Origin of the sequence: Providencia rettgeri (genome assembly GCF_013702265.1) — a bacterium.
Taxonomy (GTDB): domain Bacteria; phylum Pseudomonadota; class Gammaproteobacteria; order Enterobacterales; family Enterobacteriaceae; genus Providencia; species Providencia zhijiangensis.
Genome location: NZ_CP059348.1, coordinates 3,776,896 through 3,794,544, shown reverse-complemented (window position 1 = coordinate 3,794,544; position 17,649 = coordinate 3,776,896). Strand labels below are relative to the sequence as shown.

The 17,649-nt window shown below is 43.2% G+C and carries 15 protein-coding genes and 3 tRNA genes; 11 read left to right on the top strand and 7 right to left on the bottom strand.

Features of this window, described 5'->3' with window-relative positions; translation table 11 throughout:
- Nucleotides 1-36 precede the first annotated feature (36 nt).
- The 3 genes from H0913_RS17445 to H0913_RS17435 all read right to left on the bottom strand — a co-directional run bounded on the left by H0913_RS17445 (nt 37) and on the right by H0913_RS17435 (nt 3,624).
- Nucleotides 37-1,410: an APC family permease gene (locus H0913_RS17445; RefSeq protein WP_132496322.1), complete on the bottom strand. Its 1,374-nt coding sequence runs from the start codon at nt 1,408-1,410 to the stop codon at nt 37-39.
- A 682-nt stretch (nt 1,411-2,092) separates the two neighbouring features.
- Nucleotides 2,093-2,986 (bottom strand): EamA family transporter RarD, encoded by an 894-nt coding sequence (rarD, locus tag H0913_RS17440; RefSeq protein WP_154603067.1) that lies wholly within the window; start codon nt 2,984-2,986, stop codon nt 2,093-2,095.
- A gap of 167 nt (nt 2,987-3,153) precedes the next feature.
- The gene (locus tag H0913_RS17435; RefSeq protein ID WP_154638075.1) at nt 3,154-3,624 is read right to left on the bottom strand and encodes a thioesterase family protein; all 471 of its coding nucleotides are present in this window, start codon (nt 3,622-3,624) and stop codon (nt 3,154-3,156) included.
- 150 nt (nt 3,625-3,774) lie between these two features.
- Here H0913_RS17435 and pldA point away from each other — a divergent pair, with 150 nt between their 5' ends.
- The 5 genes from pldA (at nt 3,775) to H0913_RS17410 (ending at nt 9,484) form a co-directional block, all read left to right on the top strand.
- Complete coding sequence (pldA, locus tag H0913_RS17430; protein ID WP_154603066.1) at nt 3,775-4,668, top strand: phospholipase A; 894 nt, start codon at nt 3,775-3,777, stop codon at nt 4,666-4,668.
- 92 nt (nt 4,669-4,760) lie between these two features.
- Complete coding sequence (recQ, locus tag H0913_RS17425) at nt 4,761-6,587, top strand: ATP-dependent DNA helicase RecQ (protein WP_132496325.1); 1,827 nt, start codon at nt 4,761-4,763, stop codon at nt 6,585-6,587.
- 9 nt (nt 6,588-6,596) lie between these two features.
- On the top strand, nt 6,597-7,592 hold the full coding sequence (gene pldB / locus H0913_RS17420) for a lysophospholipase L2 (RefSeq protein WP_154603065.1): 996 nt from the start codon (nt 6,597-6,599) through the stop codon (nt 7,590-7,592).
- Between the two features lie 19 nt (nt 7,593-7,611).
- Nucleotides 7,612-8,424: a sugar/pyridoxal phosphate phosphatase YigL gene (gene yigL / locus H0913_RS17415; RefSeq protein ID WP_108478802.1), complete on the top strand. Its 813-nt coding sequence runs from the start codon at nt 7,612-7,614 to the stop codon at nt 8,422-8,424.
- Nucleotides 8,425-8,686: 262 nt separating this feature from the next.
- Nucleotides 8,687-9,484 (top strand): tetratricopeptide repeat protein, encoded by a 798-nt coding sequence (locus H0913_RS17410; protein WP_154603063.1) that lies wholly within the window; start codon nt 8,687-8,689, stop codon nt 9,482-9,484.
- A gap of 16 nt (nt 9,485-9,500) precedes the next feature.
- Here H0913_RS17410 and H0913_RS17405 read toward each other — a convergent pair whose 3' ends face one another.
- The 4 genes from H0913_RS17405 to rsgA form a co-directional block, all read right to left on the bottom strand.
- Nucleotides 9,501-9,830, bottom strand: a complete 330-nt coding sequence (locus tag H0913_RS17405) for a hypothetical protein (RefSeq protein ID WP_154603062.1) — start codon at nt 9,828-9,830, stop codon at nt 9,501-9,503.
- Nucleotides 9,831-9,884: 54 nt separating this feature from the next.
- On the bottom strand, nt 9,885-13,226 hold the full coding sequence (mscM, locus tag H0913_RS17400) for a miniconductance mechanosensitive channel MscM (RefSeq protein ID WP_181477682.1): 3,342 nt from the start codon (nt 13,224-13,226) through the stop codon (nt 9,885-9,887).
- 49 nt (nt 13,227-13,275) lie between these two features.
- Nucleotides 13,276-14,169, bottom strand: a complete 894-nt coding sequence (gene asd / locus H0913_RS17395; RefSeq protein ID WP_181477681.1) for an archaetidylserine decarboxylase — start codon at nt 14,167-14,169, stop codon at nt 13,276-13,278.
- A 144-nt stretch (nt 14,170-14,313) separates the two neighbouring features.
- Nucleotides 14,314-15,366: a small ribosomal subunit biogenesis GTPase RsgA gene (gene rsgA / locus H0913_RS17390; protein WP_181477680.1), complete on the bottom strand. Its 1,053-nt coding sequence runs from the start codon at nt 15,364-15,366 to the stop codon at nt 14,314-14,316.
- Nucleotides 15,367-15,503: 137 nt separating this feature from the next.
- Here rsgA and orn point away from each other — a divergent pair, with 137 nt between their 5' ends.
- The 6 genes from orn to H0913_RS17360 all read left to right on the top strand — a co-directional run bounded on the left by orn (nt 15,504) and on the right by H0913_RS17360 (nt 17,301).
- Nucleotides 15,504-16,046, top strand: a complete 543-nt coding sequence (gene orn / locus H0913_RS17385; protein ID WP_036948917.1) for an oligoribonuclease — start codon at nt 15,504-15,506, stop codon at nt 16,044-16,046.
- Between the two features lie 83 nt (nt 16,047-16,129).
- Nucleotides 16,130-16,372, top strand: a complete 243-nt coding sequence (vapB, locus tag H0913_RS17380; protein WP_036948919.1) for a type II toxin-antitoxin system VapB family antitoxin — start codon at nt 16,130-16,132, stop codon at nt 16,370-16,372.
- Nucleotides 16,365-16,772, top strand: coding sequence for a type II toxin-antitoxin system tRNA(fMet)-specific endonuclease VapC (gene vapC / locus H0913_RS17375; protein ID WP_154603060.1), 408 nt, complete (start codon nt 16,365-16,367; stop codon nt 16,770-16,772). The genes vapB and vapC overlap by 8 nt, the downstream gene beginning before the upstream one ends.
- A gap of 221 nt (nt 16,773-16,993) precedes the next feature.
- Nucleotides 16,994-17,069, top strand: a tRNA-Gly gene (locus H0913_RS17370).
- Between the two features lie 40 nt (nt 17,070-17,109).
- Nucleotides 17,110-17,185, top strand: a tRNA-Gly gene (locus H0913_RS17365).
- 40 nt (nt 17,186-17,225) lie between these two features.
- Nucleotides 17,226-17,301: transfer RNA gene (locus H0913_RS17360), tRNA-Gly, on the top strand.
- The last annotated feature ends 348 nt before the right edge of the window (nt 17,302-17,649 follow it).

Genomic DNA, 17,649 nt, shown 5'->3' with positions numbered 1-17,649 from the left:
TAAGCTTCCCCATAATCAACAAAAGGTACTGGAGGATTAATTGATAATCATCTCAGTCTCGGCATCAGAGATAGCAGGTGGACGACGAGTAAAACCATGAGTCAGAAGCGTGAGGTAGCCTGCCCCTGCCGCTAGCCAGCATAAGCCGACTGTGAAGGCTTCTGCATCTAAGCTTGTCCATAACCACAAGGTTAAAACAACCCCAATGGATGGCATGATCAGGCAAGTGAGCAACTTGGTATTATCCAAGGAAGCTTTGCGGTCAATGTAGAAATGTTTGATGACTGATAAGTTCACAAAGGTAAAGGCTATCAGCGCACCAAAGCTAATCATCGACGCAACCATGCTGAGTGATAACACCAGCGACATTAATGAAGCCACGGCCACAAAGATAATGGAATATACAGGTGTATTCAGGCGCGGGTGCAAATACGCAAAGATAGAGCGAGGCAGCACACCTTCACGACCCATTGCATAGAAAATACGCACAATACTGGCTTGCGAGGTCATCGCAGAGGCAAATACACCGATAACATAAGCGGTAATAAAGCTCGATGCCATTAAGGAGGCGCCGATCCACTTCATTTTATCGCCTACTTGCTGCATTACCGCGATACTGGCGACATCCGTATTAGGGAGAAAATCTTGCCATACTGGGTACATTAAATGTGCGCCGTAAGAGATGGCAATAAACAAGGCTCCCGCAATAAATACGGTATATAAAATCGCTTTCGGTAAAGCACGACGTGCGTCTTTTGTCTCTTCGGCCATGGTCGAAATGGCATCAAAGCCCAAGAAGGCTAAGCACAGTACCGCAGCACCCGCAAATAGCCCTGACACTTGTGATGACATCACGGTGAGCGGTGCCATCAGCGCTTCAACATCAAGTACCATCGCGTTTTGCAAGCAGATGTACAAGAATATGGCGATGAAGACAAATTGCATCAAAATAATCAGCATATTCATCCAAGATACCAATTTGATACCTAAAATGTTCATGATGCTGACAACAGCGATGGTTGAGCAGATTATCACTGGCATTGGGATGTTCGGGAAAGCTTCGTGGACAAAGATCCCAATCGCAATGTAGTTAATAATCGGCAGAAATAGATAATCCAGCAGTTGTGCCCAACCAACAAGAAATCCAAGAGTGCCACCAAAGGTTTTTTGCACATACGAATAAGCAGACCCAGAAAGTGGGAGTGCACTGGTCATACGGCAATAGCTCATGGCAGTAAAGAAGACAGCAGCGAGCGTAATTAAATAAGCGATAGGCAGATGCCCTTCACTTAATACAGTCACTTGTCCATAGGTGGTAAAAATTCCGAGTGGCACCATATAGGCCAGCCCGAAAAATACTAACGCAGGGGTGGTCAGTACACGTTTCATTTGAACGGTATTCTGTTGCATTTTGAAGCCCTTCCCAAAAGCCCTTAACAACGTTAACTCTTTCTGAATACACAGGCCGAGTGAACCTAAAATGCAGCCATATAACTTGAGCTATAGCACTACATGTTTTGTTTTTTACATACACAAATCATTTAATTAGGTATGTGGATAGACGCCTTGTATTCAATTTCAGAAAACCTCGCACCAGGACAGAATATAAATCACTGTCATCGTGCGCACTTTAATGAAACGTCAGTAATGAATCGGACCATTACCATCCGCTGGGGTGAATACAAGCGGCGTACAATATAATTATCAAGTTCCTATTAAGCAATCATTTATTTCAACAAATAAATATACTGTTTTATTTCAATGGGTTGATATTTGAAAGGTGTATTAATAAGGTGGAATTTAACGTAAGTTAAATATGAATCAAATTTACGATAAAATCAAGGAATAAAAAATATTGTAATGCATTGAAATTTAACAATAAAATGTTTTATTTTGAAATTAACTAAAACAAGAAGAAAACACCCAAAAGGTAAATTATTTTAATAAAAATAAGCTGATTATATTAAATAATTTAACCTTTTTAGTTCCATTAAATGAAACGTGCATTAAATGGGTAATATAATATGCAGGTTAATATTAATTTAAGTCAGATATTATGGGCACGAATGCCCATAATAGGGAAAATTAAATTCTATTTTCTTCTGAGTTTCTGCTGTGTATATAAAGCATCTAAAGTAAATAAAATTAATGCAACCCAGATAAAACCAAATGTAATTAACAATTCTTGGGTCATCACTTCACCATACACAAAGACGGCAAGTAAGAACATGATGCTTGGGCCTAAATACTGGAAGAAACCTAATGTTGATAGCCTTAAATGGTTAGCGGCTTCAGTAAACAGTAACAATGGCACCGTAGTAATAATCCCCGCTGCAATCAGGAGAATGTTTAAATGCCAGCTGTTCATGGTCATGTTGCTTGTCGGGCTATCTGCAAAGAATAGCAGGAAGATAATACCGACAGGGAGTAACCATAAGGTTTCAAATGTCATACCAATTTGTGCATCGACACCCAATTTTTTACGTAATAAACCGTAGGTGGCAAACGTCACAGCAAGGCTTAATCCAATGATTGGCACGGAGCCAAATTGCCAGAGTTGAATTAATACGCCGGTGAGTGCTAATCCGACCGCAACCCATTGCATTCGGCGGAAGCGCTCATGTAAAAATATCATGCCAAACAAGACGTTAACCAGAGGGTTGATAAAATACCCTAAGCTGGCTTGCAGCATATGCCCATTATTCACCGCCCAGATATAAATCAGCCAGTTAGACGCAATTGTCACGGCGGTCACACCTAAAATTAAGATCTTTTTAGGCTGCTTTAATATTTGGCGGAAATAATTCCAATGGCGCGTAACTGTCAGTAATAACAGCATAAAGAAGAATGACCAAATAATACGGTGAGTCAAAATTTCTTCAGCTGGCACTTCTTTGATGGATTTAAAATAAATGGGAGCGACACCCCAAATAAAATAAGCGCCTAAGGCACACAGTACGCCTTTGGTAGTATTTTGTTGGCTCATGAATAGCTCTGAAAGTGATATAAAGTCAAACTGAGAGATCGAAACCAAGAATGTAAGAGGCTCGATTTGTGATGTCGTTAATGTGACATTGCTCAGGTTTTTTTACAAGCTATTAGTTAATGAGGTTATTAATTATTTACCAAATTGTTTCATGCAATTTGTTCACATTATCCAATCAAATAGGTCGCTGTCGCAGTAGCAATATGCTGATTTTTCTCATTATGTAATTCACAGCGGGTCACTGCGATTTTATTACCATCGCGTAGTAAGCTGGCGCTAGCGATAAACATCTCTCCGCGGCCAGGGCGCAAATAGTCAACGCGCAAGTCAATGGTGCCCATTTTTGACATCTTTTCGGCAATGTCTTGATGCACGAGAGGCTCAATGCGTTGCAGGATCCGGTTAATACACACCATGCCGCCCGCCACATCTAATAAGGATGCAATCACGCCACCATGCAGAATATTTTGGGTGAAATTACCAATAAGCTCAGGGCGATTTTTCACAGATAGCTGGACTAAGTCATCCGTCATTTGTAAAAGCTCAATTCCAAGTAATTGATTAAAAGGCATTCTATAGATAAATGCATCACTCATAAATTTGCTGGCTTCTTCGAAGGTATAGATGCGGTCATTCATTTTAGGATCCTTGTCTATGATGTTAATGATAAGTTAACATTATGTATGTGCTAATATCTAGAAAACAAATGAATAATCTTTCAACGGTTGATCGTTTTTCGGTGTAAAATGAGACAAATTTTTTCACCGCAGTTGAAATAGGAATGGCAAATGCGCGCTTTACAAATGTTGTTGAGTTCTGTGCTCTGTTTCTGGTCTGTTTCACTTTTTGCATCTGACAATACCAACGAACCGGCACAGCAGGATACTGAAAATCATACACCCGTTCGAGGAAGTATTATTTCGGGGTTACTGCAAAATTATGATAACCCATTCGTTCTGTATCCTTATGAACCCAATTACATCATTTATACCTATACGTCTTCGATAAATAAGAAAGCCATCGCGAGTTATGATTGGGGTAATGATGCACTGAAAGATGAAGTGAAATTCCAATTGAGCTTGGCATTTCCTATTTGGCGCGGTATCGCGGGGGAAAACTCCGTTCTCGCGGCATCTTATACTCAGCGTTCTTGGTGGCAATTAAGTAACAAGAAAGAATCTTCGCCATTTCGTGAAACCAACTATGAGCCACAGATTTTTGTTGGTTGGGCGCTAGATAACCAATTTGCGGGCTGGACGTTACGTGAATTCGAAACTGGCTTTAACCATGAATCAAACGGTCGATCCGATCCGACATCTCGTAGTTGGAACCGTGTTTATGCCCGAGCAATGGCGCAAAAGGGTGACTGGCAAGTTGAATTAAAACCGTGGTACCGCATTCCTGAAAGTGAAAGCAGCGATGACAACCCAGATATTAATAAATATCTCGGCTATTACCGCGTAAAAGTGGGGTATGCACTTGGGGATAGCGTTATTTCAGCTGCCGGACACTATAACTGGAATTCAGGGTATGGTAATGCCGAGTTGGGTTGGAGCTACCCAATGACAAAGCACGTGCGCTTGTATACCCAACTTTTTAGCGGTTATGGTGAGTCGATGATAGACTATGACTATCGCCAAACACGTTTTGGTATCGGTGTGATGCTTAACGATATCATGTGATCTGGGCAGACATCCCAGTCATTTCAGGGTAATATCTTGCCAATAGCTGCTCTTTTCGGGCAGCTATTTGTTTCAACCTCTAGAGGGAATTCGTGTCTACCGCTTGCGTTATCAATCAACTTTCACTGGCTGAAAATGTGCTCAATAGCACGTTCGGTTACCAATCCTTTCGTCCGGGGCAAGATGCTGTCATTGGCGGTATTCTCGATGGTCGTGACTGCTTAGTATTGATGCCAACAGGGGGCGGAAAATCGCTCTGCTACCAAGTGCCTGCGCTGGTTAAACAAGGCATTACGCTGGTGGTGTCACCTTTAATCTCCTTAATGAAGGATCAAGTTGATCAACTCAAGTTACACGGTGTTGAAGCGGCTTGTTTGAATTCCTCACAAACCCCTCTAGAGCAGCGCCAAATTATGGAATTATGCGCTCAAGGGAAAATCAAACTTTTGTATGTGGCACCAGAGCGTTTACTGACTGACTATTTCATTCAGCAAATTGGTAGCTGGGATATCGCCTTATTAGCGGTAGATGAAGCGCACTGTATTTCCCAGTGGGGCCATGATTTCCGTCCTGAATATCGTTCATTAGGTCAATTACGCCATTCCTTACCGAATGTGCCCGTGATGGCGCTGACTGCTACAGCAGATGAAACCACGCGCGCTGATATTATTCGCTTACTCGAGCTTAATGACCCATTAGTTCATGTGAGCAGCTTTGACCGCCCGAACATCCGCTATACCTTAGTCGAGAAATATAAACCGTTAGATCAATTATGGTTTTTTATTAAGGCTCAGAAAGGTAAGTCAGGGATTGTTTACTGTAATAGCCGTAGTAAAGTTGAAGAAACCGCGGAAAGATTACAAAAACGTGGCTTGAGTGTCGCTGCTTACCATGCTGGTTTGGAGAGTGCCCAGCGTGACTGGGTGCAAGATGCATTCCAGAAAGATAACCTGCAAATTGTGGTTGCGACCGTGGCATTTGGAATGGGAATTAACAAGTCCAACGTCCGTTTTGTGGCGCACTTTGATATTCCTCGTAACATTGAAGCGTATTACCAAGAAACGGGACGAGCAGGGCGTGATGGCGTCGAAGCCGAAGCCATTCTATTTTACGATCCTGCTGATATGGCGTGGCTCCGTCGATGTTTAGAAGAAAAACCAGCGGGAATGCAGCAGGATATTGAACGTCATAAATTAAATGCCATTGCTGCCTTTGCCGAAGCGCAAACCTGTCGTCGCCTGGTTTTACTGAACTATTTCGGCGAAAATCGCCAAAAACCTTGTGGTAACTGTGATATCTGCCTTGATCCGCCAAAACGTTATGATGGGCTGATGGATGCGCAAAAAGCACTCTCTTGTATTTATCGCGTTGGGCAGCGGTTTGGTATTGGCTACATTGTTGAGGTGCTACGAGGCGCTAACAATCAGCGAATTCGCGACTTAGGGCACGATAAACTACCGGTGTATGGTATTGGTAAAGAGCAGACTAATGAACATTGGGTGAGCGTTTTACGTCAATTAATTCATTTAGGCATGATCACTCAAAATATCGCGCATTTCTCCGCATTACAGTTAACGGAAGCGGCTAGGCCCATTCTGCGTGGTGAAATGCCATTACAGTTAGCGGTTCCACGTGTTTTAGTCACCAAAAGCCGGAATCAACAAAACAAAATTTATCATGGCAATTATGATAAGAAGCTGTTTGCCAAATTGCGTAAATTACGTAAATCCATTGCGGATGAAGAAAATATCCCGCCTTTTGTGGTTTTCAACGATGCAACGTTGATTGAAATGGCAGAACATTGCCCGACTAAACCCGTTGAATTATTACTGATAAATGGGGTTGGTGAGAAAAAGTTAGAGCGTTTTGGTGAGGCGTTTATGACACTCATCCAAGATCATCTAGAAGGTTATGAATGAGGAAACCCCATGTCGCCAGATAGTCTAAAGGCCAGTTGGTTAAATCGAGAAACTGAGTTTTCGGCCTTTACCAACGGTCCGCTTTTAGATTTTTGGCAATTACGTGAAGAAGCTGAGTTTCTTGGCGTTGATGACATTCCTATTCGCTATGTGCGTTTTATTCATGCAAAGCACCATAAAGCCGTGGTTATATCACCGGGTCGCAGTGAAAGTTACGTTAAATACCCTGAAGTCGCCTACGATTTTTATCATTTAGGGTTCGATGTTTTTATTATTGATCATCGTGGGCAAGGGAGATCTGGCCGTATGCTGGCGGATCCCCAAAAAGGGCATGTTGAAAAATTTACAGATTACATCGATGATTTTGAAAAATTCATTGATTTAGAAGTGAGAGATCGTCACTATCCTAAATGCTATGCGCTGGCTCATTCGATGGGAGGCGCGATCCTTGCTGGGTACTTACTCCGAGATAGCGTGACATTTGACGCTGCCGCATTGTGCGCTCCCATGATTGGCGTTAATTTACCGATGCCTCATTGGCTTGCGAGCTTTATTGTTGAGCGTGCAGAGCCGCGCCGCAGTGTGCGAAATGATTATGCAGTTTCTACGGGGAAATGGCAGCCATTACCTTATTTAATCAATGTGTTAACCCATAGCCAAGAGCGTTATCGACGCTATTTACGCTACTATGCGGATTATCCTGAATTACGTCTCGGTGGTCCAACTTACCACTGGTTACGAGAAAGTTTTGCGATTGGTAAAGAGCTGGTTGCGAAAGCGGGAGAGATTGAAACCCCTCTGATGCTCCTTGAAGCGAGCGAAGAGAAGGTAGTCAGTAATCGAGAGCTACAAGCTTTTTGTCAAAGTCGGCAAAAAGCGCAAACAGGACGAGAAGAAAAATTACCCCTCATTATCGAAGGGGCTCACCACGAAATCCTGTTTGAAATAGATGCATTGAGAGCCATGGCCCTCAATGCAATTTGTGATTTTTTTGAGCAGCATTAGCCATAATTAGGGATCTTGTATGAAATATCCGGTTGTTGCTTCCGATTTGGACGGAACACTTTTATCTCCCAATCATGATTTAACCCTGTATACCAAAGACACTCTTAAGCAGCTTGTAGCGACCGAAGAAGTACGATTTGTATTCGCGACGGGACGCCATCATATTGATGTTGCACAGATCCGTGATGGTCTGGGTATTGATGCTTATATGATCACCTCGAATGGGGCGCGTATTCATAACACCAATGGCGACCTTATTTTTGCGAACAACGTTGACTCGCAGATAGCGAAAGAACTGTGCTTAATGGAGTTTGATCACCCAGAAATTCTCACCAATTACTACCATGGTGATGATTGGTTTATTAACCGTGAAAGCCCTGAGCAGAAAGAGTTTTTCAAAGAGTCTGTGTTTAATTACCAACTGTTTGACCACCGCGATTTTCCAACCTCAGAAGTCTGCAAAGTGTACTACACCAGTGAAGATCACGATTTACTGGTAGATCTGCAACAGCGTATTCAACGTCGTTGGCAGGACAAGGTTCATGTTACTTTCTCCTTGCATAGTTGCCTTGAAGTGATGGCGGGCTCCGTTTCTAAAGGGGAAGCATTGAAACAAGTCACAGCATTGCATGGTTATGGAACCCATGATTGCATCGCGTTTGGTGATGGCATGAATGACAAAGAGATGCTGAAGTTAGCAGGCAAGGGCTGCATTATGCAAAATGCTCATCAGCTGCTGAAAGATGCTTTACCTCAGATGGAAGTTATCGGGTCTAACCAAGATGATGCGGTTGCTCGTTATTTGAGAAGTAAATATTTAGACAACAAATAACCATTTTATCTATGTGTATAAACAGAAAGCCAGATAGAATAAAAAACTATCTGGCTTTTTATTTGCCTTTTGCCATGAATGATAACGAAAAGTGCTATTCATCAAAATTAAGGTGTTTATCCTATTTTGTCTTCTGACGAGTAAATTTAAACTAGTTCAGATGAAAAGCGAGTTTAGGCTGCATAATCTGCCAAATCAGCCGATAATAACGGGTATTACTGTGTCGCCAGTTGCCATACTGCACTGTTGAGGGTTACTTAGGATGAAAAAAATTGCGTTAGCGCTGTTGTTAGGATCTGTTTGTTATAGTTCATTATTATTGGCTACACCGGCGAAACCAACGACCGCCAGTGAACAGACGACGATAGAGCAAATTACGCAGTTAGCTGAAAAAGGTGATCCCGCGTCTCAATTCCTGTTAGGTGAGCGTTATTTTAAAGGTCAGGGCGTTTCCCAAGACTCCAAAGTGGCAGCAGAATGGTTTATCAAAGCCGGGGATCAAGGTAATTCAGATGCCCAGTTCCGCCTTGGTACTATGTATGTAAATGGTTTTGGTGTTCGCCGAGATTATGATAAAGCGATGCTGTGGTACGAAGAAGCCGCTAAAAATGGTGATACTCGCGCAGAAACCAACATGGCCACCATGTATGCACAGGGCTTAGGGGTTAAACAGGATCTGGAAAAAGCCGCATACTGGTTTAGAAAGGCAGCGCAAGGTGGCAATGTGATTGCACAGTTCAAAATCGGGCAAATGTATTCGATTGGTAGTGGCGTCGCATTAGATAATGAAAAAGCCGTGTTTTGGTTCAGAAAAGCCGCAAAACAGCGTGATGCAAATTCCCAAGACCGTTTAGGGGTGATGTACTCTGAAGGGAAAGGGGTGAAAAAGAACCTACAGCAAGCGTATGCATGGCTGTCTACCGCGGTTTATAGTGGCAATAAAGAGAGCCAACGTTTACAGAAAAAAATCGCAGAGCAGTTGAACGCAGAAGAGCTGAAACAAGCGCAAAAACTGGCTGACAACTACATTAAAACCTACGGTAATAGCGAAGAAAGCTAATTCGTCCAATATTAATTTAACGGGATATCAGCAGGTATCCCGTTAATCCAATCACAGACAGAATCAAATATCCCCAGCAAAAGCGGTAAAATCGATTATATCCCCATCCTCGGCGTACACTCAGTTGCAGCGTTTTTGTCGACAATTGATGAACTTTCAAACGGTAAACCACCAAATACAGCAGGCTGAATCCTTGCCACAGATAGAGCGTATTAAAGGCAAAATCCTTTCCGACAATCAGCAAAATCACCAACGGGATCAGAAAAAACAGAATGGAGCCTATTCGCTCATACTGTGCAATTTTCAATTTGATAGATTCGTCTTGGATTTCTACTGCTTGGGTCATTATTCTGCCTTTTCTATGATGAAAAACGAGGGAGCAAAAGCTCCCTCGATAAACTTATAGCTCACCAGTACCACGAGGTGGATTGCGACCAGAAAGGTTATTTGTGGCGCTTTGAATCGAATTACTGCGCACATCCACACGGGCTTGGAACGGTGGGAATGGCAATGTAATTCCTTGTTCTGCAAAGGCTTCTAAAATATGCTGATGGATTTCGTGGCGAGCCGGTAAACGATGCCCCATTTCACCTGCATACACCCGCAGCTCGAAAATTTGGATCCCTTGCTGTAAGTCCACGAGATAAACTTCTGGATTCGGGTTATCCAAAATCATGGACGAGCGTTTTGCCGCACGCAGGATAATCTCTGTCACTTTTTCGCTATCGGCATCCGCTGGAGCAGGGATGGTCATCACGATACGGGTAATGGTGTCGGTCAGAGACCAGTTAATAAACTGTTCAGTAATAAATGCCTTGTTCGGCACAATAATCTCTTTTCTGTCCCAGTCCGTTAAGGTAGTGGCGCGGGTATTAATCTTAGTGATGCTACCGGTTAAGTTACGGATAGTGACCGTATCGCCGATACGGATCGGTTTTTCAAATAGGATCATTAAACCAGAGATAATATTGGCGAAAATTTCTTGTAAACCAAACCCTAGCCCGACCCCCATTGCCGCGATAAGCCACTGCAGTTTTGACCAGTCGATCCCCAGCATGGAGAACCCGACAATGGTTCCGATGATGGTGATGCTGTACTTGGTCAAAGTACTGATGGCATAACCGGTACCCGGTGTTAAGTCGAGATGTTGAAGGACGGCGAGTTCTAATAGTGCAGGTAAGTTTCTAACGAGCTGCGCGGTCACGATAATCACCAGTATGGCGATAAAAATCGAGCCCATAGTGATGGCTTGCACGGTTTCCACACCATTGATGGATGAGGTCACATCCCACAGGCGAATATTTTCAAGGAATGAAAATGCGGTATGCAATTCAGACCACAGCCAAATTAACGAGACCAGCGCTATCATAGTCAGAATGGAGCGCACCAATCCAACCGATTGGGTACTGATAGTATCGAGGTCAAGAACCTGCTCTTCAATATCAATATTCCCTTCACCGCTGGCATTGGGGAGTTGAGAATCTTCTTCCCCTTTAGCTCGCTGGGCTAAGATTTCCGCACGGCGCTGTTTTGCTCGCTCGAAGGCAAGTTTTCGACGCTGCATTGACATCCAGCGCTGGATAGTGTGATAAATAATTAAAATCACAAACCAAATCGCCACTGAGGTCTCGAGTCGCGCCAACAGTGCCTGAGAAGTGGAGAAATAACCCAATACCGAGAAAAATGCGGCAATCACCGGCGCAATGAAAATGAGCCACCATAATGCGGTGTTCACTAAGTTTTCACCGGAGCCATGTCTGTCCAAATATAATGGGATTTTAGAACGGCGTAAGTTATTGGTAATTAAGCTTAATGCGACACATAGCACTAAGAAGCAGAGGCGGCCTAAGGTCGCAGAGAACTCTCTCTCGCTGTAATGTTCAAAAGTGATGATCGCCATCACTAACGGCACAATCACAAAAATGGCTAATCGGTAATGGCGCATTGCGCGTTTTACCGCGTCTTTATCCCAACCAAAGTGGGAAATGAACAACCCGGTAGGTCGTGAGAATGTTTCACTGATCATAAACAGCCAGAGCAGCGGGGTCGTTGCGCTAACGCCGTAGCCGATGGCTGCTGCCATCGGATATTGCCATGCACTTTGTAAGCCATAGCCAATGGCAGACCACATCATTGGCAGAGGAAGCGCCACGATAATCGACCAGAAAATAGTGCGGATGGTTAAATAGAAACGGTCTTGTGTCACTTTACCAATGCGCAGACTTGAACGGTCTAAGAACGCTTGATAATGGCGGCGTGTGCTGACACTGAAAATGACTAAGATAATGGAACCCAGCAGGTATAAGAACGTGTCTTGGCTAGTGACCATCACTTGCAGGGCACCTGCGAGCTGGGAGAGAGTATCCAGTGAAAGCAACTGGGTCATGTCAGTAACCACAAGCACCGGATAATTAATGCTAATCGGCGGGACATCAGCGACCCAGAACAGATAACGGTTTGAGGCGTCTTTTACCTCTTTCAGCGCATCCGTTAATTGCCCCGTTGCAACATTGAGCTTAGTCAGTTCTAACATTTCGCCATCAAATCCCGAAATGAGCGAAGTTAATAGCTCTTTGCGGGTCTTCATCAGTGACTGATAAACCTGTGACTGCGAAGGGTTTAAGTCATTGGCGCTTTCTTGTACTGATACGTCAAGCTTGGACAAGCGCTCAAGCATATCTTCATAATTTAAGCGCTGAACACGTAAATCCGCCATTTCACGGTCAAGTTGCTGGCTTTTAGGGATATCTGGAAGGCGAGAAAGCTGGGTACGAAGCGCTTCTCCTAAAGTACTTGAACTGCTGATCCACTGGGCTTGTTCACGGATAGTCGATAGTGCTTGTCGTGCATTTCGAATGCTGGTGGAGATTTCGGCTTGGTTGGTGGTGATTTCGCTCATACGCTGAGCTTGCTCAGTCAACTCTTGGGACATTTTGCGGTTGATATCAAGCTGCTCTTTTAAGAACGGGGTCAATTCACCCTGTTCTGCCAACATTTCGGTATGCTCTAACGCCAATATTGCTTTTTGTTGGCGCTGGGTATTTTGGAAATCACGGAGCTGTTGAAGCTCTAATTCTAGGCGCTGATAACGCTTTTTCTCAAGCTCCAGCGCCATTCGGGAAATTTCTTGACGGTTATTGGCCGATAATTGCGCCATTTCTAGCTCGTTCACAATGGACTTGCGAGCACTTACTTCGGCTTGAGCTAAGGTGTATTGGGCTTCAGCTAACGGAGTCGTTGGCGTATTGAGCGATTGGAATCGCGTTGAGGCATCCGTTAATTGACGTCGTGCCTCAGATAACTGCTGTGGCAAGAGATTCAAGGATTCGCTGATTTCGCGCCCTTTGTCTTGCTCTTGCTGCATCAAGCGCCCTTGATCAAGTAGCTGGCTGCTGACTTGGGTAATACGCTGCTCTAGTTCACTTAAGCTAATGCTGGTAGGGATAGCGGGCGGTGTATCGGTTTCATTGAGTAAGGCTTGACGGATTGTTTTGATAATTCTCGGGAAATTATCGATAGCATCTTGGTAAGACTTTGCCTTATTGTCTGAATCACGGGCTTCGTTAATCCAGCTTAATGCCCCTTGCAACGCTTGAGCGATCTCTGCGTCCTTGGGGTTTTTGCTTGGATCAAGCTGTTTGAGCTCCTGTGTAATCTGTGCTTCATCTTGTGCGGAGGCTGGCGCCGCGTGGGATGAAAAAACGATTAACAGGCTAAGTAAAAAACTGATAATCAAACGCACAGTGAGGAGCTCCTTCAGAGATAGAATAATTTAATTATAGTTTAAATGATTAGCTAACAGTTTCAGTGCGTTGCTGCTCATCGATTGATTCTGCTAATAGCTCACCCATGCGGGTTGCATAGCCGGGGATCAATGAGGCATTAAAGCGAATTTTGTTAGGTTCAAACAGGTTAATGACAGTGGAACCGAGTTTGAATAGACCCATTTCTTCCCCTTTTTGTAGGAAGATAGCGCCTTCTTCACCTTGTGCTGGATATGTCCACCGTTTAATTACGCCTTCACGCTGTGGGTTAACACAACCGCTCCAAACGGTATCAATGCTGCCGACAATGGTTGCACCAACTAAAATCTGCACCATTGTGCCAAATGGGGTATCAAACACGCAGATTAAACGTTCATTACGTGCAAATAAATTCGGCACATTTGCTGCGGTTAATGGATTAACGGAGAACAGATCGCCAGGGACGTAAATCATCTCTGTTAATAAGCCGTCACATGGCATATGTACACGGTGGTAGTCACTTGGGGATAAATAGGTTGTGATAAAATCACCATCACGAAATTTATCGGCTAACTGATATTGCCCAGCAAGTAGAGCTTCAACTGTATAATTATGGCCTTTTGCCTGAAAAATCAGGTCATTATCGATAGGGCCTAATTGGCTAACGGCACCGTCTGCAGGCTGTGCAAGTTGATGTTCGGCTTCAACAATTGGGCGCGCGCCATCTTTTAATGTACGGATGAAAAAGTCGTTAAAAGTTGAATACGCGGTAAGCTCACTTTTTTGAGCTTCATTCATGTTCACTTTGTAGGCTTTTGCGAACAGCTTTATTGCCCATTGGGTTACAAAACCTACATTGCGACTAGCAAACCATCCTGCAAGTTGAGTAAGCCCTTGTTTAGGAAGCATAAATTGCAGGCGAATTTTGATTTTATCTAGCACGTTAACCTCTGAATTTTAAAGGTAAGTTAGTGAAAGGGCGCTATTGTAACTGAAACTCATCCGCTTTCGAATTATTTCAGAAAGCGGATAAAATGAACGATAAACGTGAGCGCTCACTAACTTATTTTAGACTGATTTCGGGGATTATTTATCTTTAGCGGTAAAGTTACCACGCAGTTTAACTTGTTCCATACTTTCTAAAATACGGTGATAGTTTTCAAAGCGTGATTCGGCAATTTTGCCGTCTTCCATTGCGTCTCGCAGTAAACAGCCGGGGTCATCTAAGTGTTTACAATCGCGGAATTTACAGCCACCAAGGTAATCTTTAAATTCGACAAATCCTTTGGTCACTTGTTCCTTTGTCAGATGCCAAAGACCAAATTCACGTACGCCCGGTGAATCGATGACATCACCACCCTGTGGGAAGTGGTACAGTCTGGATGCGGTCGTCGTATGCTGCCCTAAGCCTGAGGTATCAGAGACATCATTAACTAAGATTGCAGCTTCATTTTGAGGCAGCAACGTATTCAACAAACTGGATTTACCAACACCTGATTGACCAACAAAGACCGACACTTTACCTGATAGCGTGTTAGTGAGTGCTTCCATTCCTTCACCGGTATGACTGGAAACTTCGAGCACTTGGTAGCCAATGTCGCTATAAATTGTCATTAAATCACTGACCCACTCGCGATTTTCTTCATCGAGTAGGTCAACTTTGTTTAAGACAATAATCGGCTGGATCCCTGTCGTTTCACAGGCGACTAAGTAGCGGTCGATAATATTGAGCGATAATTCAGGTAAAATCGCAGAAACCACGACGATTTGGTCGATATTGGCGGCGATAGGTTTTAACCCATCATAATAATCAGGGCGAGTTAAGACGGAGTGGCGTTCATGAACGGCTTCGACAATGCCGTTCACTTTGATATCACTCTGTGTGTTTAGTGCAGGGCGCCAGACAACTTTGTCCCCAGTCACTAAAGATGAGATGGTTCGACGCAGGTTACAGCGCTGTATAGTGCCATCTGCGGCTTCAATATCCGCATGTTGACCAAAGCGGCTAATCACTAAGCCCTCTTGAGCCTCACCTAATTGGCTATCATCAATCTCAATGGTTTTCTGCTTTTTGAGTCTTTTTTGATGATTTTCTTGCACGCGGCGCTGTTGGCCTTTCGAAAGTTTCTGCTTAGCCACCTGACCTCTCTCACTTAAATAATTTAGTGTCTATATTATAACCGATAGGGATATTATTGAAAAACTACATACCTATAACGGATAGCACGAAGGGTGTTATCATACCTTAACTCCACCGTATTCAGTTAGGGCATATCATGCAAAAGAATGAGAATAATTTAATTTGGATCGATTTAGAAATGACCGGACTCGATCCTATTCGTGATCGTATTATTGAAATCGCTACGATTGTGACTGACAGTAACCTGAATATCTTAGCGGAAGGCCCTGTTATCGCGGTACACCAAACCGAAGAGCAGTTGGCATTAATGGATGAGTGGAATGTAAACACCCATACTAATAGCGGCTTAGTCGAGCGTATTCGTAAAAGTTCTATTGGTGAGCGTGAAGCAGAGCTGGCGACCATTGAATTTTTAGAAAAATGGGTACCAAAAGGTGCATCGCCTATCTGTGGAAATAGCGTAGGACAAGACCGCCGCTTCTTATTTAATTATATGCCAGAGTTAGAAAGCTATTTTCATTACCGCTATCTTGATGTGAGTACATTAAAAGAGTTAGCTCGCCGCTGGAAGCCTGAGATCCTCGCTGGATTCTCAAAGAAAAACACCCACCAAGCGCTGGATGATATCCGCGAATCAATTGCTGAGCTGGTATATTACCGAGAAACGTTTATTAAATAACTTGCTCTAAAGTGCTCAATATTGCAGCAACTCTAATGGTGCTATATACTCAAGCTATATGGCACTATTTGGGAGGAATCATAATGATCCTACACAGTAAGGTTTTTATGAGTAATCGGACTCAAAATGTTCGTTTACCCGCAGAGTTACGGTTTCCTGATGATGTGAAAGAAGTCACCGTTAGAATGAAAGGTAAAGAGCGTATTATTACACCACTGCAAAATACGTGGGATAGCTTCTTTTTAACGGAAACTTCGGCCACGGATGATTTTTTAGTTTCGAGAGCAGAGCAAGTTCCTACCCCAAGAGAATCTTTCGATGATTAAATACTTGCTTGATACTAATATTATTATTTTCACCATCAAACGACGACCTGCAGCATTATTACCAAAGTTTAACCAGCATGCTGACCAATTGGCAATTTCAACAATTACGTTAGCAGAGCTGGTTTTTGGCGCAGAAAAAAGCATGAATCCAGAACGAAATTTAGCTGTTGTTAATGATTTCGTTTCTCGGCTTTGCGTGTTGCCTTATGATGAAGCGGCCGCTTGTCATTACGGTGATATTCGAGCAAATCTCGAAAAACAAGGTAAAAAAATCGGGGAAAATGATCTACACATAGCGGCTCACGCTAGAAGCAAAGGGCTTATCGTCGTCACAAATAATACTCGCGAGTTTGAAAGGGTTGATGGTTTAAGATTAGAGGATTGGGTCACTTCATCATAAAAAGGGCTAAGGTTAACAAACTTAACACCTTGAAATGCTTATTTAACAAACGGCGACGACAAAATCATCACTATGATTGTTTTATCATCAAACGAACAAAAAAATAAAAAATTTGAGTTCAAACGCTTGCTAGTATCTTAATTTCTCGTATAATGCGCTCCCCGTACCGATGAAGTTTTTATGATTTTATTGGCACGATTAAGGCACCAAGAATTGGTTATGCGGGAATAGCTCAGTTGGTAGAGCACGACCTTGCCAAGGTCGGGGTCGCGAGTTCGAGTCTCGTTTCCCGCTCCAAACTTTCTTGATGTTTTAGCTAGAGCACTATTTTCGGAATGCGGGAATAGCTCAGTTGGTAGAGCACGACCTTGCCAAGGTCGGGGTCGCGAGTTCGAGTCTCGTTTCCCGCTCCAAACTTTCTTAGTGTTTTAGCAGAAGCAGTACCCACCAAATGCGGGAATAGCTCAGTTGGTAGAGCACGACCTTGCCAAGGTCGGGGTCGCGAGTTCGAGTCTCGTTTCCCGCTCCAAATTTTTACCTCTCAATTTTCTCTATTTTTCTTTCTGTATGACCCCTTAATAAACATTCTATTAAATGCTAGTTCTATGCTTACGCATTAATACTTATTAGCCGTTTAATGTTCATTATTTACACAAAAGCAATTTTTATCTTCCTTGTTCACGATCCTTTTATTATTTATGATCTTTTTAGGATCCAAGTGAGTTTTTTGCTTGCATTCATAGGCGGAGAGCCATAGAATAGCCACCCCTTAGCAATAGGGCATCCTATAAGAACTTCAGCCAAAATGGCGAACGTTCGAGTGAAAGGTAAAAAATCCTATTTTTACCGGTTCAGTTAAAATTTCTTATTAACCTGA